This window comes from Sphingomonas sp. DBB INV C78, from assembly GCF_042693015.1.
Taxonomy (GTDB): Bacteria; Pseudomonadota; Alphaproteobacteria; order Sphingomonadales; family Sphingomonadaceae; genus Sphingomonas_E.
Map to the genome: position 1 here is coordinate 3,248,279 of NZ_CP170544.1, position 17,619 is coordinate 3,265,897.

At 63.1% G+C, this 17,619-nt stretch carries 10 protein-coding genes; 5 read left to right on the forward strand and 5 right to left on the reverse strand.

What is annotated here, in order from left to right:
* The first annotated feature begins 109 nt into the window (after positions 1–109).
* The 3 genes from ACFB49_RS15160 (at position 110) to ACFB49_RS15170 (ending at position 5,533) form a co-directional block, all read left to right on the forward strand.
* A complete protein-coding gene (locus ACFB49_RS15160; RefSeq protein WP_380872081.1) occupies positions 110–1,435 on the forward strand; it encodes a tetratricopeptide repeat protein in 1,326 nt (441 codons plus the stop codon).
* A gap of 24 nt (positions 1,436–1,459) precedes the next feature.
* A complete protein-coding gene (locus tag ACFB49_RS15165; protein ID WP_380872082.1) occupies positions 1,460–5,128 on the forward strand; it encodes a FecR domain-containing protein in 3,669 nt (1,222 codons plus the stop codon).
* 189 nt (positions 5,129–5,317) lie between these two features.
* Positions 5,318–5,533, forward strand: a complete 216-nt coding sequence (locus tag ACFB49_RS15170; protein WP_380880140.1) for a hypothetical protein — start codon at positions 5,318–5,320, stop codon at positions 5,531–5,533.
* 97 nt (positions 5,534–5,630) lie between these two features.
* On the opposite strand, the gene ACFB49_RS15175 is transcribed toward ACFB49_RS15170, so the two are convergent.
* Positions 5,631–6,911, reverse strand: coding sequence for a MucR family transcriptional regulator (locus ACFB49_RS15175; RefSeq protein WP_380872083.1), 1,281 nt, complete (start codon positions 6,909–6,911; stop codon positions 5,631–5,633).
* Positions 6,912–7,350: 439 nt separating this feature from the next.
* A complete protein-coding gene (locus ACFB49_RS15180; RefSeq protein WP_380872084.1) occupies positions 7,351–8,106 on the reverse strand; it encodes a hypothetical protein in 756 nt (251 codons plus the stop codon).
* Between the two features lie 28 nt (positions 8,107–8,134).
* Between ACFB49_RS15180 and ACFB49_RS15185 the strand changes: the two genes are divergently transcribed.
* Entirely contained in the window at positions 8,135–8,554 is a 420-nt protein-coding gene (locus ACFB49_RS15185) for a hypothetical protein (RefSeq protein WP_380872085.1), read from the forward strand.
* Between the two features lie 311 nt (positions 8,555–8,865).
* On the opposite strand, the gene ACFB49_RS15190 is transcribed toward ACFB49_RS15185, so the two are convergent.
* Positions 8,866–9,696 carry a hypothetical protein gene (locus ACFB49_RS15190; protein ID WP_380872086.1) on the reverse strand — a complete coding sequence of 277 codons (831 nt, stop codon included), beginning with the start codon at positions 9,694–9,696 and terminating at the stop codon, positions 8,866–8,868.
* 674 nt (positions 9,697–10,370) lie between these two features.
* Between ACFB49_RS15190 and ACFB49_RS15195 the strand changes: the two genes are divergently transcribed.
* Positions 10,371–10,547 carry a P-loop NTPase fold protein gene (locus ACFB49_RS15195; RefSeq protein ID WP_380879978.1) on the forward strand — a complete coding sequence of 59 codons (177 nt, stop codon included), beginning with the start codon at positions 10,371–10,373 and terminating at the stop codon, positions 10,545–10,547.
* Here the strand turns inward: ACFB49_RS15195 and ACFB49_RS15200 are convergent.
* Positions 10,534–15,429, reverse strand: a complete 4,896-nt coding sequence (locus ACFB49_RS15200) for an autotransporter domain-containing protein (RefSeq protein WP_380872087.1) — start codon at positions 15,427–15,429, stop codon at positions 10,534–10,536. The two genes, ACFB49_RS15195 and ACFB49_RS15200, sit on opposite strands and share 14 nt — an antisense overlap.
* Positions 15,430–16,011: 582 nt before the next feature.
* Positions 16,012–17,586, reverse strand: a complete 1,575-nt coding sequence (locus tag ACFB49_RS15205) for a serine hydrolase (protein WP_380872088.1) — start codon at positions 17,584–17,586, stop codon at positions 16,012–16,014.
* Positions 17,587–17,619 lie beyond the last annotated feature (33 nt).

Sequence of the window (17,619 nt, forward strand, 5' to 3'; positions counted from 1 at the left end):
AGTCGTTTTTTGACGGACTATGAACTCGACTCGCCAAGGCGGGTCAGGGGGCAAATGGATTGGCGTGGGTCGCAGACCGATCTCCCCGTTTTTGGCGGAAGGGGGATTCGTGCGCCTTGCATCTGGGGGGGCGAGCGCGACGCTCGCATTGCTGTGTTCGATCTTCGTGGCCGCGCCGGTCATGGCCCAGGCGGGGTCTCCGGCCGATAATGATGCCACCCAAAACTCGGCGGATGCCGAGGAGTCCTTTCGCTATGCGGCGAAGGCGGCCGAGGAGGGCGATATCGTCGGCGCCATCGCGGCGCTGGAACGCATCCTGCAGAACAATCCAGACCTGTCGAACATCAAGCTCGAACTCGGCCTGCTCTATCTGCGGGCGGGCAATGCCGATCTCGCGCGATCCTATCTGCGTCAGGCGGTGAATGCGCCCGACGCGCCCGAAGCGGCGCGGCAGCGGGCGCGGCTGGCGCTGGGTGCAGCGTCGAGCGCATCAGGCGGTTTCACGATCGGTGGCACCGTGTTCGGCAGCTTCCAGGTCCAGTCCAACCCTAACGGATCGCCGGGATCGGTCAGCGTGATCGGACCGGGCGGGCTGCCGATCATCGTCTCGGGCGACGATCTCGCGATCCCGCGGGGGAGCGACATTTCGGTCAATCTCGCCGGTGCGTTCGAGATCCGCCACGGCCTCGGCGGGCAACGGCCGGACGATGTCGTGCTCGCGCTCTACATGTCGCAGACCAATTATGCCGACACGACCGATCTCGATGCCACCTATCTCGATGCGCGGATCGGCCCGCGCTTCTTCACCGGATCGACGCAGTCGCCGACCGGCTATATCCGGCCCTTCATCTCCGCCACCGGCCTCGCCCTCGGCCATGCGCGCTATTTCGCTGCCTTTGGCGGCGGTGGCGAATTCCTGTTCCGGCCGTCGTTCGGCGCGAACATCACCGGCCAACTCGGCTACGAACGGCGCGACTATAACAATTCCAACCGACGCCCGACGGCCGATGACCAGAGCGGTGACTATGTTTCCGGCGTGCTCGAATATTCGCAACAGGTGTCGACGCGCCTGCGCGGCAGCGCCTCCTTCCTGTTCGAAGGTGCGGAGGCCGATCGCGATTATTGGAGCCGCACGACGCTCGGCGGCCAGATGGGCCTGATCTATTCCTTCGCCTCTTCGGCGGGCGGGGACAGTTGGGTGGCACGGCTTTCGGGCGCCTATCGCCGCAGCGACTATTCCGAACCGGACCCGCTGGTGGATGCCGCCGTCAAGCGGAACGAGGATCGCATCGATCTGGTCGCGACGCTCGCCATTCCGGTGGCGAAGTTCCTCTCGCTGGACCTGCGGCTCGCCCAGACCTGGAACAATTCGAACCTGCCCAATTACGAATTCAACAACACGCAGGGCGGGTTCGGCCTGACCTATCGATTCTGAAGCGACATGAACCGGAGCACGACCATGACCCATCGTTCCGTCTCCCGTTCGCTGCTGGCGCTGCTGGCAACGGTTTCGGTCACCGCACTCGCCGCCGCCCCGGCGCAAGCTGATGCGCCCTCGGCGCGCGAGCTGGGCGAGAAGGCCGGCAAGCGGACGGTGCTGCGCATCGAACGGTCGGCCGCCAATGCGGAACGGCTGGAAACCTCCGCCGATCAGACGCTGGAGGTGATCCTGGCCGATGGCAGCTCGATCGTGATCGGGCCGGGATCCGCGATCATGATCGACAGTTTCGCCTTTGCCGACGGCAAGGGCGAGTTGCGCATCACCCTGCTTTCCGGCGCGATCCGGCTGCTGGCGGGCGCCGCTGCGCCGGTGACGCTGCGGGCAGGCGATGCCGAATTGTCGCTGGCGGCCGGCGGTGCTTATGTGGCGCAGGAAACCGGCGGGCTGCGGGCGGCCTTGCTGCTGGGCGGGCCGCTTCGCCTCGCCAGTGGCGGCAAGACGCAGGAGATCGTGCGGCCGGGTTTCGAGGCCGTCTTCGCCGCTGATGGCTCGCCAGGAATGCCGCACCGGCAGGCCCGCGGGCAAGCCTATGCCGATGCCTCGCGGGTCAATCCGGGGCTCACTTCCGGCGGGCTGGCGCGTGTCGAGATCGGCGCGCAGGCCGAAGCCGCGGTCAAGGAAACCCAGGATGGATCGCTGACGCGAACCGAAGTCGCCGCGATCGATACGCCAACGCCGACACCGACGCCAACTCCGACGCCGACTCCAACGCCAACGCCAACGCCAACGCCAACTCCAACTCCAACTCCAACTCCAACTCCAACTCCAACCCCAACTCCGACCCCAACTCCGACCCCAACGCCGACCCCAACCCCAACCCCAACCCCAACTCCGACGCCAACGCCAACTCCAACTCCGACGCCAACGCCAACTCCAACTCCAACTCCAACCCCAACCCCAACCCCAACTCCAACTCCAACTCCGACCCCAACGCCGACACCGACGCCAACTCCGGTGCCAACACCCGTGCCCACCCCGGTTCCGACGCCCGTTCCAACGCCGGTGCCAACACCCGTGCCCACCCCGGTGCCTACACCGGTCCCAACGCCGGTTCCGACGCCCGTGCCCACGCCGATCGCGTTCGGGGATACGTCGGTGCCGTTCGCGGGCGGCGGCGATCTGCCGTTGGGCTTGCCCTCGACAGGCACCGCGGCGCCGGGTGGCGTCGGCAGCACCGGCGATGCCGCAGACGATATCGCGCTCGCGCAGAATTTCGTGATTACCGATTATGGTCTCGGCGGTGACGGCAGCTTTGCCGAGCGCGCCCAGACCCCGACCACCAGCCGGCTGCTGCCTGCGGGCGGGTTCGACTATGCCGCCGATTCACTGGCAAGCACGCCGTCGTTCGGCGCGCCCGGCATCAGCTATGCCTTCTCGAACGGCTTATCGCGGCTGGATGGGCTCGACACGATCGAGCAGCCTCCCGAAATCCGCATCACGCCCGACATCATCGGCGATCCGGCGGATGGGACGGATTTTCCCGCATCGATCACCTTCGGTGGCGTCGAATTCACGTCGGTCGATGGCCAGTTCTACGACAACGGGCCGGAAACGATCTACCGCCGCACCGACGGCGGCGAAACCTATGTCATCCTGCCCATCGTTCCCGATCGATCGCGCTATGCGGGCGATGCCGTGCTTGTTCTCGGCGGGTCCGTGACGCTGGATTTCGCCAGTTCTTATTTCGGCGGCTCGGTACTGTTGCCACAAGGGGCGCTCGGATCCAGCAATCAGGTGACGCGAAGCACGACGCCGACCGAAGTAGCGGCCGTGTTTTTCAGCTTCTTCGAACAGAGCGATTTCGATGCCTTCCTGGCTGGTCGAAGCTACACCAGCTTTTCCGACGCGAACAATTCGCTGACGGACTACATCGACAGCATCATCCGCACGCCACTGGTGAAGGTGACGAGTGGCGACGGCTTCACCGGCAGCGCATCCTACAACGCCGCGACGCTGCTAGCCGGGTTTGAAGGCCCCAACGACGCCAACGAACTGGGCAACCGCGCGCGCGACAATTTCATGTTCGTGCAATTGGAAGATCCCGATGGCCGAGCGATTGTGTTTTCGACCGGCGATGTCGGCAAGGGCCGGACCGGCGGACCCTCAATCGACACGTTCGGCCTCAGCCGCGGGTTGACACTTGCGGATGAGGCGCAGTTGAGCTCGCCGACCGCATCGCTGGCGTTCCGCGCCTTCCTGCCGCAGGCGAGCGTCGCCGGGCTGGACGCCGCCAATGTCGTGCAGACGAACCTGCTCGTCGCCAATCCGGCTTCGGGCGAGGTGGTGAGCACGTCGCGGCTGTTCCACGCCGATCTCGGCCTTTCCGCAGACGGCAAGACCAGCACGATTTCGGCTACCTTCGGCGCACTGACCTATGACGATAATGGCTATCCCGATCGCGTGCCCAATTATGACGATCCGATCGAGGTGCCCGAGGAAACCGTGATCGACGTCACCGATCCGCGATCGAAAGTGAGCGTCGCGGGATCGACGATCGGTTCGACGCGAACGACGGGCGCCGCGACATTGTTCACCAGCCTGCTGGCCTCCACCGCCACGGGCGGCGGACGTAGTTGGAACAGCGCCAGCGGAGGGACATTGCGAAATGGCTATGCCGGCTATCTGGTGCTGGAAAATGTCGCCAATCTTTCCGGCGGTGGTATCAGTTCGGGTACGTCTTCGCAGCTTGGCGCGGCCGATGCCGATGCGTTCGGCTATATGCGGCTGGCAGCGGGATCGACCAGTGTCGCCGACGACGACCTGATCGATGGCGCGACCACCGCTTCGATGACCGGTTATGTGGCCGGTGCGGTGGAACAGGTGACGGCGGACAATATCGTCGCCGGGCGGCCCTATCTCGGCACGATCGCACTCGATCTCGATCCGGTTGCCAACACGGCCAGCGCCACGATCGGCTATGATGATGGTGCGGCCCGCACGCTTTCGCTTGGCGAGCAGGCGGGCGAGGGAAGCGCCTATATCCGGCCGGGCGCATGGGGCGCGGCGGCCGAAAGCAATGGCGCCAGCGCTGCGGTGATCGCAGGTGACAGCGTCAAGGCGGGGCTGGGCGCGGACGGTGCGGCAATCGCGACCTACCAGCATGTGCAATGGGGCTTCTTCTTCGGCGATCTGCTGCCCTCGGGCGATCCGGGCGCGCAGCGGCGCAACCACACCGCGCTTTCGACCTGGGTGGCGGGGCGCCGCTATACCGGCCCGAACGATCAGATCGGCGCGGACTCGGCGATGCGGGGATCGGTGAGCTTCGCCGGCCACGCCATCGGCACAGTCATCACCCAGGTCGGCGGCTCCGATCCGGAAATCGCGACGCGGGTCGGCAGTTTCACCCAGCAATGGGATCTAAACGCCCGCTCCGGAACGATGAACCTCAACTTCGACGGGCAGCAGTTCAATAATACGGCGCTGTCGATTTCCGGCAGCACCGGGCTTGCTTATGGCGGCCTCTCCTCCGTCGTGAACGATCGGCAGGCGAAGATCAGCGGCGAATTGGTCGGTGTCGCGTCGCCGACGGCGGTTCCGGGCGGCACCATCGGCCAATTCCAGATCCGCGGGGTGGACGCGACCTATCAGGCCAATGGGACGTTCGGGGGAGATCGCATTTCCAATTAGCAATTACATGGTGACGGCAAAGCCGGTCTCATATTGTCTCGTCGGGATTTGCTCTGAGGGGCTACCGTGGCCGTGCGTTCGCTTGTCAGCGCCGTCGCCGGTTCGAATGCTCAGACGAGCCTAGGTTGCTACATTTGACCTTTCAGGCGCTCCCACCGAGCGAGGTGCTGTCATAAACTGGTGATGCCCTTGGATCTGAATGGCCGGCAGGCTTTGGGCGGCCGAAGTCAAACGCGGAACGGCGGCTATGGCGGCATGACCGTGTCGCAAGCGGCGAGGTTGCGCACGCTGGAGGACGAGAACCGTCGGCTGAAGAAGCTGCTGGCGGAGTCGATGCCGCGTCGTTCACGCCGTCTGCAGCGAGAGGATCGCGCAGTTCGCGGCTGCGGCGAAGCGACGGCCTAGCCGGTCCGAATGGAATGCCCAAAAGAACGCCCTTGCGCAGCTGGACGCGCGCAAGGGCGTGGGGTAGCCAGGCGAGTTTCTCGGCTTAGCTCGTCGGCTAAGCTTTCTTGACACCGTGACGCAGAGACAATTTTACTCGCGGCTTCGACACGGCGACGGGTTGCGAAATACTGGCCGGCCTTGCGACCACCATCGGCTTCGCACCTGGGTTGCCATCCTTCTCGGCAGGCTTGCTCGCCACGTCATCAAGCTTTTTGGTCGAGGTATTTGGCGTCTTGGCAGTAGCTGCCTTTGCAGCCTTGGCCGCTTTGACCTTAACTAAAGGGGCACCGCCAGAAGGCGGCCTCACAACAGGCCACGCCCGGGACGTGACCGGCTTCGCTGCATTGGCCTTCGCGCTTTTGGTCCGCGTGGGTTTCGCTTTCGTCGCGGCTGGCGCCACGGCCGTTTCAGGCTTCACTTTCGCTGCCGGCTTCGCCTTCAATATAGACGCAGTTGCCTCGCCGCTTGAAGTCTTGGCCTTGCGCGCAAGCTTCGCAGGAGCCTTGGCAGATGCCGGTGACACCTCGGCAGAAACCGGAACGGGCGGAGCATCAACAGCTGGGGTGGCTCCGCTTGGTGCCGAAGCTGCTGCTACAGTCCTGGCTTTGGTCCGCGTTCTAGCTTTTGCCGGTGCGGCAACTGGCGCCGCCGGTTTCGGTTTGCCCGCGCGCGCCTTGCTGGCTTTGGCAACAATCACCGACGACGCCACGATTGGATCGACAGCAGGTGAAGCCAATGCTGCCCCCTTGCCACGAACAGACGCAGGCTTGGTAGCGATCGCCTTGGGCTTGGCCGCACTCTTTGCCTTGCTCGGTGCAGGCGTCGCGGCTTGTGCAACCGTTCCATTGCCAACCTTTGGTTTGACGGCCACAGGCTTCGAAGCTGTTCCGGCATCAGGTGTGGTCACTTTTGCAGTGGTCGATTTGCGACCGAGCCCGACCCGCTTGGCGACTTCCCGACGCATCTCGGCATAGCTCGAAGCGACCATCGGATAGTCGGCCTTCAGCCCGAAGCGCTCGCGGTAGGTGGCGGGCGTCAGGCCGTGCTTGGCGAGGTGTCGCTTCAGCGTCTTGAGCTTGGTTCCATCTATCAGGCTGACAAGATGGTCCGGCTTGACCGAGGAGCGGATCGGCACAGCCGGCAGATGTTCGACCACAACCTCGACGGCCTCTTTGACCGCCTTACCTATCTCCATGATCGTGCTGTGCATCTTCTGGAAGAATGCCGGCACGTCATCCGCGCTGACCCGCGAGTTAGGATTATTGAGCCAGGCGATCGTGATCTCGGTGGCCAGTTCGATCGGGTTGCGTTTCTCATCACCCGGCTGGTCAGACATCAATGATACTCCAATTGCGACATGACTCAGCTATATGGCACGCGGCCTTGCGTCAATTTTGCCTCTGCATCGCGCTTGGATGACAGTATGCGGATCCCTGTCAGTGATGATCCTGGTCCGATCGGACTAATGTCGCCATCGTCGGACGATGGCGACTGGCAGGGTTCGGCCACCGTTTCAGGAAAGCGGACCTTCGTTCACGCCTACAGTGGTTGGCCGCTTAGTCGGACGTTGCCGATAGTCAGGATTTGGACGTGAAATTGGAGGAAGCTGCCCTTCGTTCATCGCCCCCAGATCGGTCCGCCAACGGCCGCTCCGTCGGACGATCCGGATTGGCAGGATTCGGGGAGCGAACGTGGCTTACCGGCCATTCGTTGTGGTCATGTCTGTGCACCGGTCATGAATGGTCATACGCAACCCACCGCCTACTGCACGACAGTCAACCTCTACGGTCTTTCTCGCGCTCACGCTCTGCCGCAGCTATGTTCGCCATATCGGCAAACTCCGCCGTGCTCTCTAAAGGCAGACAATATGCCCGAAGGGACGTCGCCTCATTGATCACGAAGGGGCGCAAGAGGGCGTGCATCGGCTGTCGGTCGATCTTGGCGATGATCTGGAACCCGCCAAGTCCAAAAATGAAAGCATCCAGTCCGCCGGAATCAATGCGCAGTGGATTGTAAACGAATTTTCGGGCGTCATGATTGCTCGATGCATAGCGCATCAGCACCACTTCGAACTCCGGCAGGGTGCCCAATAAAAACTCCCCGAGCAGCACTTCGCCTGCCCTCGCCTCATACGGACCCAATGACACATCTGCCCATTCGTCGCGCGCGCTGATCGAGGCACGCCAGAGGATCGCGAGTGCCGCCCGGGCGAAAGTGGCACCATCGAAGTCGGCCACTCGGAAGATCTCGCCCATTGGTGTCGATGCGGTCATCGGCAGCGCGCCGCAGAATTTAATCGCATATTCGTCGTAGACACCGAGCCGCCGATCGCAGCTGGCACACAAGATCGCGGTGTCGAAAGCGCCGAGGGGCTGGTTCGCCGGTTTCGCCCGGTCCGGTCGTAGTGCGATATTATGCCCGCCAGGTGAGCTCAATCCACGCGCAAAACCGGCAGGGATAATGTGGGCCTTGCAGAGGACGGTCGCCGCGCAACCCGGCGCTCTGCAGCTTAGGCCTGGCTGCTGACTCATATCACCCCTCCTCAAACGAACGGCTGGCTTGAACAAGGTTCCGGGGATCGATGAGAATTGTGATCTGGTTCATCCGCGCCGGCTCCGCGCTATATGCATCGAGATCGGCGACGCCGGGGCGAACATCGACCAGCTCGAACCGCTTAAGGCCGGCTTGTGCGCACATTGCCGCGAAAAGGCGCTCGCCAACTTCGCCGAGTTATTCCGGGCTCAGCGGCTTCGGCATTCCTCTAGAATTTCCTCCAAGGTACAATGCGTGCGGTGCCCTGTGGCACACCGCGCGATGGCATTAGAACCCTATCTTGGCAGAGCGATACAGGTCGACGACGCGCTCGCGATTGATCATGTCCCACTGGACGACATCGTCCTGGTCCCGAAACCTGCCGCTCAACGGATATCTGGACGCGCCAATGATCGGTTTCGAGCGGTCGAACTGGTGCGCCCGTGAGGTCATAGGCGAGGCCACCCGCCCTCACCCAGAAATGGCGCTCGCCATTGCGGGGATCCGTCCCACGGATAACCCGCGCATCCGCGAGGCCATATTTCTCCTCAAGCAGATATTTGAAGATGATCGACGCACCCTCGCAGCAGTTCCTCGGGAACCAGAAATGATAGGTATAGCGGAGCGTGCGCGTCTTCACATTCGCGTCGAGGAACGCCACGAGCGCCCGTGCCGAGGCCGCGATCTCCTGCGAAAGGTCCCGTCTCACCAGCTCTGCTTCGATCACGTCGCTGTCCTCGCGATACGGCACCGGCATTTCAGGACCTCGCTACATAGTTCGAGCCCCGGTCAAACCGCTTGAGAAGGAGCGTCGCGGTCAGGAGCACGACATGCAGACGGAAGGTGCTGTCATCTTCATCCGAAAGGCCTGGATGCGACCCTTGCGGGTGAAGGCGCTTCGTGAGCCCGTTGAGGAAGCCCTTGCCATCATCGGCCCATTCGTTGAGCGGCACGCTCAGAAAACCGCTCGCAGCGAGCTTCGCGCGACGCGGCTGCCCCGTGGAAACGGTTTGTGCAGTCGGATCGACCCGCGCGGCAAGTTCGTCGAGCAAGGCATCGAGGAAAGTCCTGATCTGCGCGTTGGCCCCCGCCCAATTGCCACGCGCATGGGCGTCCATGGCCTGCTCGAGATGTCCCTTGGCCGTCGTCAAGCCATGGGCTGCAAAAAGCCGCATCAGCTCGGACTCGGTTTCCGGAAGTCCGATATCAGCGGGGAGTATCCGGCGCAGCGCGCCTTCGGTGATGGTGAAGCCGTCAAGCTCGAGGACGCGCTTGAATTGCTCCAGGATCGGAAGCAGCGGCGCAGGCGTCGAGAAGATGGACTGGCGTGGTGCCGGGAACAGTGAGACGGCGCGCTCAACAACCAACTGCTCAAGCGGCGTCCCGTCAACGATCGTCCCGGGGTTCATGTCGATATATCGTTTGAGGTCGCTGAGCCGGTTCTTCAGGCTGACCGGAACGTCGCGGATCTGCTGATAGATTGTCGGCCCCAGTTCGGTGACGAATGCCGTAAAATCAGCCTGATACCACTGGCTTTCGAACACATCGATTGCAGCAATGACCGTGCGCCTAGCAAACTGACTGCTCATTCATCCCCCAACGCCACACGGCAACTCTTGCGATCGCGACGGCGGTGCTCCGGCCAAACGACAGCGCGTATTATCCCGCCAAGCCGGAGACTTACCATCCCGCGCCATCCCGTCCAGTGTCGGGATCCGGAACGGTGCAAGACCGGCCAAATCCAGCACTCCGCTTGACGCCTGAGCGATTTGCCCTTGTCTATGAGCAGGGGCTCAATTTTAACTTGGAATGACTTGAACGGCGGTGACATCAGGCGCGAGCATTTCCACTACCCAGTGCGCTTCGGCTCAGCATAGGCCTGTCGAGACTCGACGACGATCCGATACGGCGGCCTACAGGAACGCCGACTGGGATAACGGACATTCCGGGCGACGATCTAGCACATGCTAGTTTCGCGCTTTAATTCCCGGCGTTCCGGCGGCCATATGGCGATCCCAGTTGCTGCGTTCGTTCAAACACGCCGAGCATTTGGCCCATGATAAAATACCTGCCTATGGAGCTGTCGCCATCATCGCTGCATAGTCGTCGATCACGTCGGAGTCGGATTAGATCTGGGATATGAAGATACTAAAGCGATTCTTTGGCACTGCTGACACAACGGCCCAATCACCGGCTCGGAAGGAAAAACCTCCTGAAACGGCCGACAAGGGCCTGTCGGTCCAAGTCGATCGGCCCATCAAAAGTGTTGCCGAAGATATATTCGATCGCCTCATTCGCCCAGCAGATCGCAGAGACCATTGCGCGCAGAGGCGACCCCTCGAGCCTTGTCATTGGAGTCTATGGGCCATGGGGTGACGGGAAAACATCAACGCTGGCGATGGTCAGGGAGTACCTGTCCAGCCCGATCACCGCCAATTGATGCGGAAACCAAACTTGCCTTCCCAGGCATGGGCATCGCCGTCGAAGCTGGACTCGTAATTGCCCTGCCCGAACAACGTGAGGTTCGGCCGGACGAGCATGTTGGTGCCGACGCCGATCTGCCACCAGGTATCGTCCGGGTTGGCGCGGAAGGGAACGTAGCCGTCGGCGGAGGAGAATTCCGCTTTCGCGTCGCCGAGAAATTCATGCCAGATATTGCCGCGCAGCCAGCCCTGTAAATCGCCATTATGGGCTAACCTCAAGCCGACCCGGCCGACCAACGAATCCAGATCACGGAAGCGTATCTGCGCGCCGCCATCGTTGAAGCCGTCGATGTCGAAGCCCTGATAGATGAACTGGGCCTGCGGCTCGAGCCGCCAATTCTCGTCGAGCACGAAGGGATATCCGCCCTCGGCGGAGAGCGCGATGCTCCAGCCATCAGTCTTGATCTCGCTCATCCGGAAGGAGCGGATGCTGATGTCGCTCTTCGTCACGTGCCCAACCAGATCGAGATAGGCGCCATCGGGTTCGAAGTGCGTCCAGAAAGCACCCAGCGAATAATTGTCGATGGCAATCTTGCCGGCGGGGAAACGGAAGCCGAGCAGGTTGTGATCGACGTCGGCGTCGACATTGCCCCAAGTGACGATCAGACCGGCGTGGTCGCGATCGCCAATGCTGCCGTCCTCACGCACGTCCTGATGACGATAGACGTCGAGGCCCCACTGGAAGGCAAACATGTCGACATCATAGGAAGGGCCGGAATCGGGGAAGAGCGTCAGCGGCTCTCCCCTCGCCTTGCCGTTGTGGACGATTGCACGACCCCAGGCACCGTTGGTCCATTTGCGTGAATCAGCGAGCGCCGGATTGCCGCGAATCTGCTCCTCCTCGCCGACCCGCTCGTGGAGCGTGTCGAGGATTTCCCGGCCATAAATGCCCATCACCGCCGGAATGGCTGAATAGACCGATGTCTCCTGCCGAAAATTGGGCGTCGGCCGTGGCGTTGGAGTGGGTGTTGGCGTCGGCGTGGGTGTCGGCGTTGGCGTTGGCGTCGGCGTTGGCGTCGGTGTGGGCGTCGGTGTCGGCGTTGGCGTCGGTGTGGGCGTCGGTGTCGGCGTTGGCGTCGGTGTGGGTGTGGGTGTGGGCGTCGGTGTCGGCGTTGGCGTTGGCGTTGGCGTTGGCGTTGGCGTCGGTGTCGGTGTCGGTGTCGGCGTCGGTGTCGGTGTCGGTGTGGGCGTTGGCGTCGGTGTGGGCGTCGGTGTCGGCGTTGGCGTTGGCGTTGGCGTTGGCGTTGGCGTTGGCGTTGGCGTTGGCGTTGGCGTTGGCGTTGGCGTCGGCGTCGGTGTCGGTGTCGGTGTCGGCGTCGGTGTCGGTGTCGGTGTGGGCGTTGGCGTCGGTGTGGGCGTCGGTGTCGGCGTTGGCGTTGGCGTTGGCGTTGGCGTTGGCGTTGGCGTCGGTGTCGGCGTTGGCGTTGGCGTTGGCGTTGGCGTTGGCGTTGGCGTTGGCGTTGGCGTTGGCGTTGGCGTTGGCGTCGGTGTGGGCGTTGGTGTCGGTGTCGGTGTCGGTGTCGGTGTCAAGGTGTTACGAAGAAACCAGCTGTCGGGAGCGCTTCCGTCAACGCTGCCGCGATAAAGTAGATAATCATAGGGGCCGGCGATCACGACATTGGCCAATGCAAATGCGCCTGTCTCCGTTGTAGCCGCGTTGATCGCATCCACGACAAGGATACCGTTGCCCGTGGTCAGTGCGCCAAGGCCGCCGCTGTTTGTGATGCGCAAGCGCGTGCTGCCCGTTCCCCCGCCACCATCGATCACCAGGAGATCGGATGGCGCACCATCGCCTTCGAGAAAGGTATTCAGCCCAATCAGCCCGCCCGCCCCCATATAGTTGACGGTCGTCAGCGTCTTGTAGCTGGCCAATGATGCCGGATCACCGGCTGGCGCCGAATAGAATATGCTGCTCTGGATATTGGCAAGACGGGTCAAGTTGGAACTACCCGTCATGTCCCATACACTATGCTCGTTCATCGTCACGTCGGACACGCTGCCTGTAATGGTCGTCGCAGCGCCTGTGACGGCCGAGGCAAATATTGTGATCGTGGCGGCTCCTGGCAGCGCCAGCGGGACCATCAACTGTTGATCGCTCGCCAGCGCCGTGAGCGGAGTCTCGTCGATTTCGTTCGGAAAACCCAGCACGGGCGGCAGAGTGAGGAGCGGCGGGAAGTCGTCGAGACTGCCGACCAGCAACCACTGGGCATTGCCGCCCTCAGCCACCGGCCGTCCGACGACCGAGCGCGTAAAGGAGATCTGCGCTGCACCGGCTATACCGACGGTCGTGCCTTGCGCGTTTATGAGACGACTGTCGGTGAAACTCGCGGTGGCGGGCGCCAACTCACCCACGGCAAAAAGCGCCATTGCCCCACCACCGGTGGCTGTCACGTCGACATCACCGGCCGTAAGCCGGGCGCCATTCTGCACCAGAGTGCCGTGGGCCGACGAACCACTTGTCGTCACGGTCATGCCATCCAGCGTGACGCTCGTCGGTTCGGCGCGCGGGTCAGCGACGACCGCATCGTCATAATATCGCGCCTGGACGCCATAGGCGCCCGCGCCACTGGTCGTGACGGTTCCTTGCCGTGCAGCGAGCACTGCACCACCGATAGCGCGCAGGCCTGTGGCACTGATGCCGGTGGTCGTGATCGATCCGCCCGTCAGGTCCATGGTCGCAGTGGCAGAGTGAAAATCACGCGATACATAGGCGCCATAGGCGCGTTGGCCCTGCGTCGAGACGGTCACATCCGTTCCGGTCAGATCGACCAGAAACTGCGTGCCTTCCTGATCGATGCCCGCATAAAGCCCGATCGCGGCCAAACCCGTGGTCGACACATCGTTGCCATTCAGCAAGACGATGCCGCCGTCGTCGGCTACAACTGCAAACCCCTCGACCCCACGGGTCGTGATCGACGTATCCGTCGCATGCAGCACGCCGCCGGGATTGAAAGCGGTTAGGCCCGACGGACGACGCGCATTGGCCGTAAACGGGTTTTCCGGTTCACCCTCGGTCACGATCGAACCGCCGGTCAGCGTAACCAGGCTGTTGCCGACTGACGCTACGCCATAGGACCGGCCGTTGCCCGTTGTCCTGATGGCGACGTTGTTGGCTAGAATCGTCGCGCCACCGGCTTCGAGCGCCGCCGAATTGATGCCGCCGGTCGTGACCGAACCTACGGTCAGACTGGCGGTGGAGCCGCCAACGGCCCGCAATCCGGCAGCCGTCGGGCCGGTCGCGGTGATATTGGTGTTCGATGCACTGAACTGCGCCGCTACCGTGTCGGCAGCCAGCCCGACATTCACCGCCGTCACTACGGCCATGAGACTGCTGTCGGCCAGGTCGACTACCCCACCGTTCTGGACGTCGACCGCGTTGGCCGCTGCATTGCCTTGCGTCCAACTGGTCGAGACTGCCAGATTGCGGCCATCGATCCGCGATCCGCTTCCTTCAGCATGCAGGCCATCGCCTCGCGCACCCGATGTCGTGATCGAAACGCCATCCAGTTCCATCTGTCCACCGGATCGAACATCGGCCGCGGCGGCGTTGAGTGCTTCGCCCTGACCTCCTCCAGTTGTGCTAAGCGCCCCGTTGGTCAGCATTACGGTTGCGCCATCCTCGGCCCGCGCCGCGTTGGAGTTCAAACCACCGGCGCTGATCGCGATGCCAGCCGCTTCGATTTTGCTGCCGCTGCCAGTTGCGATCAGCGCATGGCTGACGGCCGCCGATGTCGTCAGACTACCGCCACCAGTGAGCGAGATTTCCGCGCCGGCCTCGGCCCGCGCGCCGCTTGCCGCACCCGCGGTCGTGGCGACAGTAAGGTTCGAGCCGGTGATGGAACTGTCGGCTCCGATGGCGAACAGGGCATGCGCATTGGCGCCGGTTGTGCCCAAGGTCGTATCAGCCAACGCAATCACGGCGCCATCCTCGGCGCGCGCGGCATTGGCGAAAGTCCCCGCCGTAGTTACGGAGATGCCATTTGCCTCTATCCGGCTTGCCGCTCCGATGGCGGTCAGGCCGTGGCTGCCGGTGTTCGGTGGCAGGGAGGCGGCAGATGATGCCGCCCCCGTCGTGCTCACCGTTGCGCTGTCGCCCAGCGTAATGAGCGCACCCCCTTCGGCCCGAACGCCAAATGATCCGCGCGATGTGGTGGTGACGGATCCACCGGAGAGGGAGATCGAACTGCCCGCGCCCATCGCGACCAGCCCATGGTTGGAGAAGCTCGTCGTCCCGCTGTTGCCGCCCTGCACGAGGACGGTCGTGTCCATCAGGGCGATGTCACCGCCGTTTGACGCGTGAACGGCGACCATGTCGCTGGCGGCTGTCGTCCCGGCGCCCATCGTCAGCGTGCCCGCGCTCATACTGATCTTGCTGGCCGTTCCCGTACCGTCGGCGCCTGTAGCCATCAGCCCACGCTGACCGTTCGCGCTTGTCGTCGTACTTACCGATGCCGAGAAGATCCGGACTTCACCGCCAGCTTCGGCGTGGACGACGGTCGAACCTCTCGACACGGTGCTCACCGAACCGTGAGACATGTCGATCACGCTGTCCTGGCCGGTGACTAGAAGTCCGTCATTGCCAGCGCCTGTGGCACCGCCACGCGTGCTGATCGCGCTGCTGGTCAGCGTGACGAGGCCGCCAGCCGCCGCACGCACGGCCAGAAGATTGTTGATGACCGTTGTACCCGTGCCCATGGAAACGGACCCGCCCAGAAAACTGAGCTGGCTTCCGGCGCCGGTTGCAACGATTCCCGTCTGACCGGTGCTGGCCGCAGCGGTAGTGGACGAAGTCTTGACCGTGCTGTCAGTGAGGAAGATTGTGCCGTCAGAAGCCGCCACGGCGCCAGTGGTTCCGGCAGCGCCCAGATTGATCGTTACGGTGTCGCCATTGACCTGCCCCTGGCTGCCGCTTGCGCTGACCCCTGTGGCACTCGACGTCGAAACCGGAATCGTGGCACCGGTGGTTATCGTGCATGTCGTCCCCACAACCGCAAACGTGGCAGGGCAAGTCTGAGCATGCGTGAGTGTTGGGAGGAAGATCGCACCGCTGATCGCGGTCGTTGATGTGCCCAACAAGAAACGCGCGAATTTCGTCGCCCCCGCACGCGAAACCCGGGAAGGTGTCGAACGATCAAACCATGCGCACCGTTTGCTGAGCATTAACGCCTCCGCGCGTCGGGCGGCGCTGATGTGTCATCAAATCGAACAAAAACTCAATTTGGGACAATTACCTAGTCAATTTCCCCGAGCTATGGGCGCCTTGTTGCCTGCTACTGCACACTTGTCGCAAATGTAGCCGAGGGGCCTGCTCACCGGGCGTATGAAACCGCCCACCGTTGAGCCTTAACGAAGACCGGTAATGGGCAGTTGAAATCGAGCTCTGGATGCCGACTATCGGCGAAATCAGCAGCACACCGCTTCTTAGGGACTTTGCGGCGTGAAGCGCAGGTCCTGATAATCGAAGCTGAAATCGGCGATGGGTGACACCGGCTTCATCGTGATCTGCGCCACCTTGCCATCCGCATCGAGTGCGAAGATGAGATAGGCAGCCTCGATCGCGGGGTCGTCGAAGCGCGCGATGAAGCTGTCATATTGCCAATGTTCGAGATGGCCCTTCATGCCGGGCGTTGGCGTGAAATCGACAGTCAGGTCCTTGCCGTCCTTGCCGATGATCAGTTCGCCATACCAGGGATCGCTGAAACGCCCCGCATAGCGATCGAGTGAAAGCGAGGGGCCGACAGCGGCGGGCGACGCGGCCTTCTGCCGGATCGCGACCTGCGCGTCGGCGATCCGCGCCCGGCGATAGGCACCGAACTTGGCCGGCCAATCCTGTTTGGGCAGCCCGAGATAATGGTCGAGCAGCTCGTACATCAGCCCGAAGCGTGGCTCGATCTCCTCGGCATTGAGCTCGATCGCGAAGCCGACATTCTTTTCCGGGATCAGCACGACGACCGATGTGAAGCCGAACAGGCCGCCTGCGTGCCACAGGATCTTCGTGCCGCGATAGTCGCGCACCTCCCATCCGAGCGCATAAGCCTGGAATTGCGGTGCAGTGCCCTGGATCGGCGCGGGAGGTGTCGCGAGCGGCATCGGTGTCACCGGCGCCCACATCTCGCGCGATGCTTCCTTGCTAAACAGTCTTCCGCCCTCCGGTGTCGCACCGTTCGCGAGCTGGATCTGCAGCCAGCGCGCCATATCGTTCGCACTCATCGCCAGCAGCCCGGCGGGTGCCGAGGCGCGGGCAAGCTGGTCACGCTCGTCCAGCAGCTTCTGTGGCCCGTCGCCGCGCACCGGGCCACCGACACGGCCATGCGGCTGGGCGCGGTTGGGATTGCCGAAACGATGCTGGTCGTCCGCGGCGGCGTGAGCCAGGCCGGCGGGAGTGAAGACATGCTCGCGCATATAATCTTCCCAGCTCTGCCCGCTGACCACCTCGGTCAGCCGGCCGGCGACGACATAGAGGATATTGTCATAGGCATAGCCGCTGCGGAAGCTCGTCGCCGGCTTGAGATAGCGGAGCCTGCGGACCACCTCCTCGCGCGACCGATTGCCGCGCGGGATGACGAGCAAATCACCGGCTCCGAGCCCGAGCCCGCTGCGATGGACGAGAAGATCGCGCACCGTCATCTCGCGCGTGACCCAGGGATCATACATCTGGAAGTCGGGCAGATGATCGACGACCTTATCATCCCATTTAAGCTTGCCCGCGTCGACCAGCGTGGCGAGCGCCGCGGCCGTGAACGCCTTGCCGGTGGACCCGATCATGAAGATGGTGTCGGCGTCGACCTTCTCGGGCGCACCCTGCTTGCGCACGCCATAGCCCTTGGCATGCACCACCTTGCCATCCTCGACGATCGCGATCGCGATGCCCGGCGTGCCGGTCTGCTGGCGGAGCTGCTCCACCCTGGCTTCGAAATCCCTGGGCACCTCGGCGTGCGCCATCGGCATGGTCAGGGCCACGATCGGCAGGGCCGCGAGCATGATGCGTGATTTCATACGGTCTCCAAATGGAATGCGGTGACGACCGGC

What these genes read in the sequence shown, in the direction of transcription:
- ACFB49_RS15165 (WP_380872082.1), top strand. Translation starts at nt 1,460, where the DNA reads ATGACCCATCGTTCCGTCTCCCGTTCGCTGCTGGCGCTGCTGGCAACG.
- ACFB49_RS15175 (WP_380872083.1), bottom strand. Translation starts at nt 6,911, where the DNA reads ATGTCTGACCAGCCGGGTGATGAGAAACGCAACCCGATCGAACTGGCC.
- ACFB49_RS15180 (WP_380872084.1), bottom strand. Translation starts at nt 8,106, where the DNA reads ATGAGTCAGCAGCCAGGCCTAAGCTGCAGAGCGCCGGGTTGCGCGGCG.
- ACFB49_RS15190 (WP_380872086.1), bottom strand. Translation starts at nt 9,696, where the DNA reads ATGAGCAGTCAGTTTGCTAGGCGCACGGTCATTGCTGCAATCGATGTG.
- ACFB49_RS15205 (WP_380872088.1), bottom strand. Translation starts at nt 17,586, where the DNA reads ATGAAATCACGCATCATGCTCGCGGCCCTGCCGATCGTGGCCCTGACC.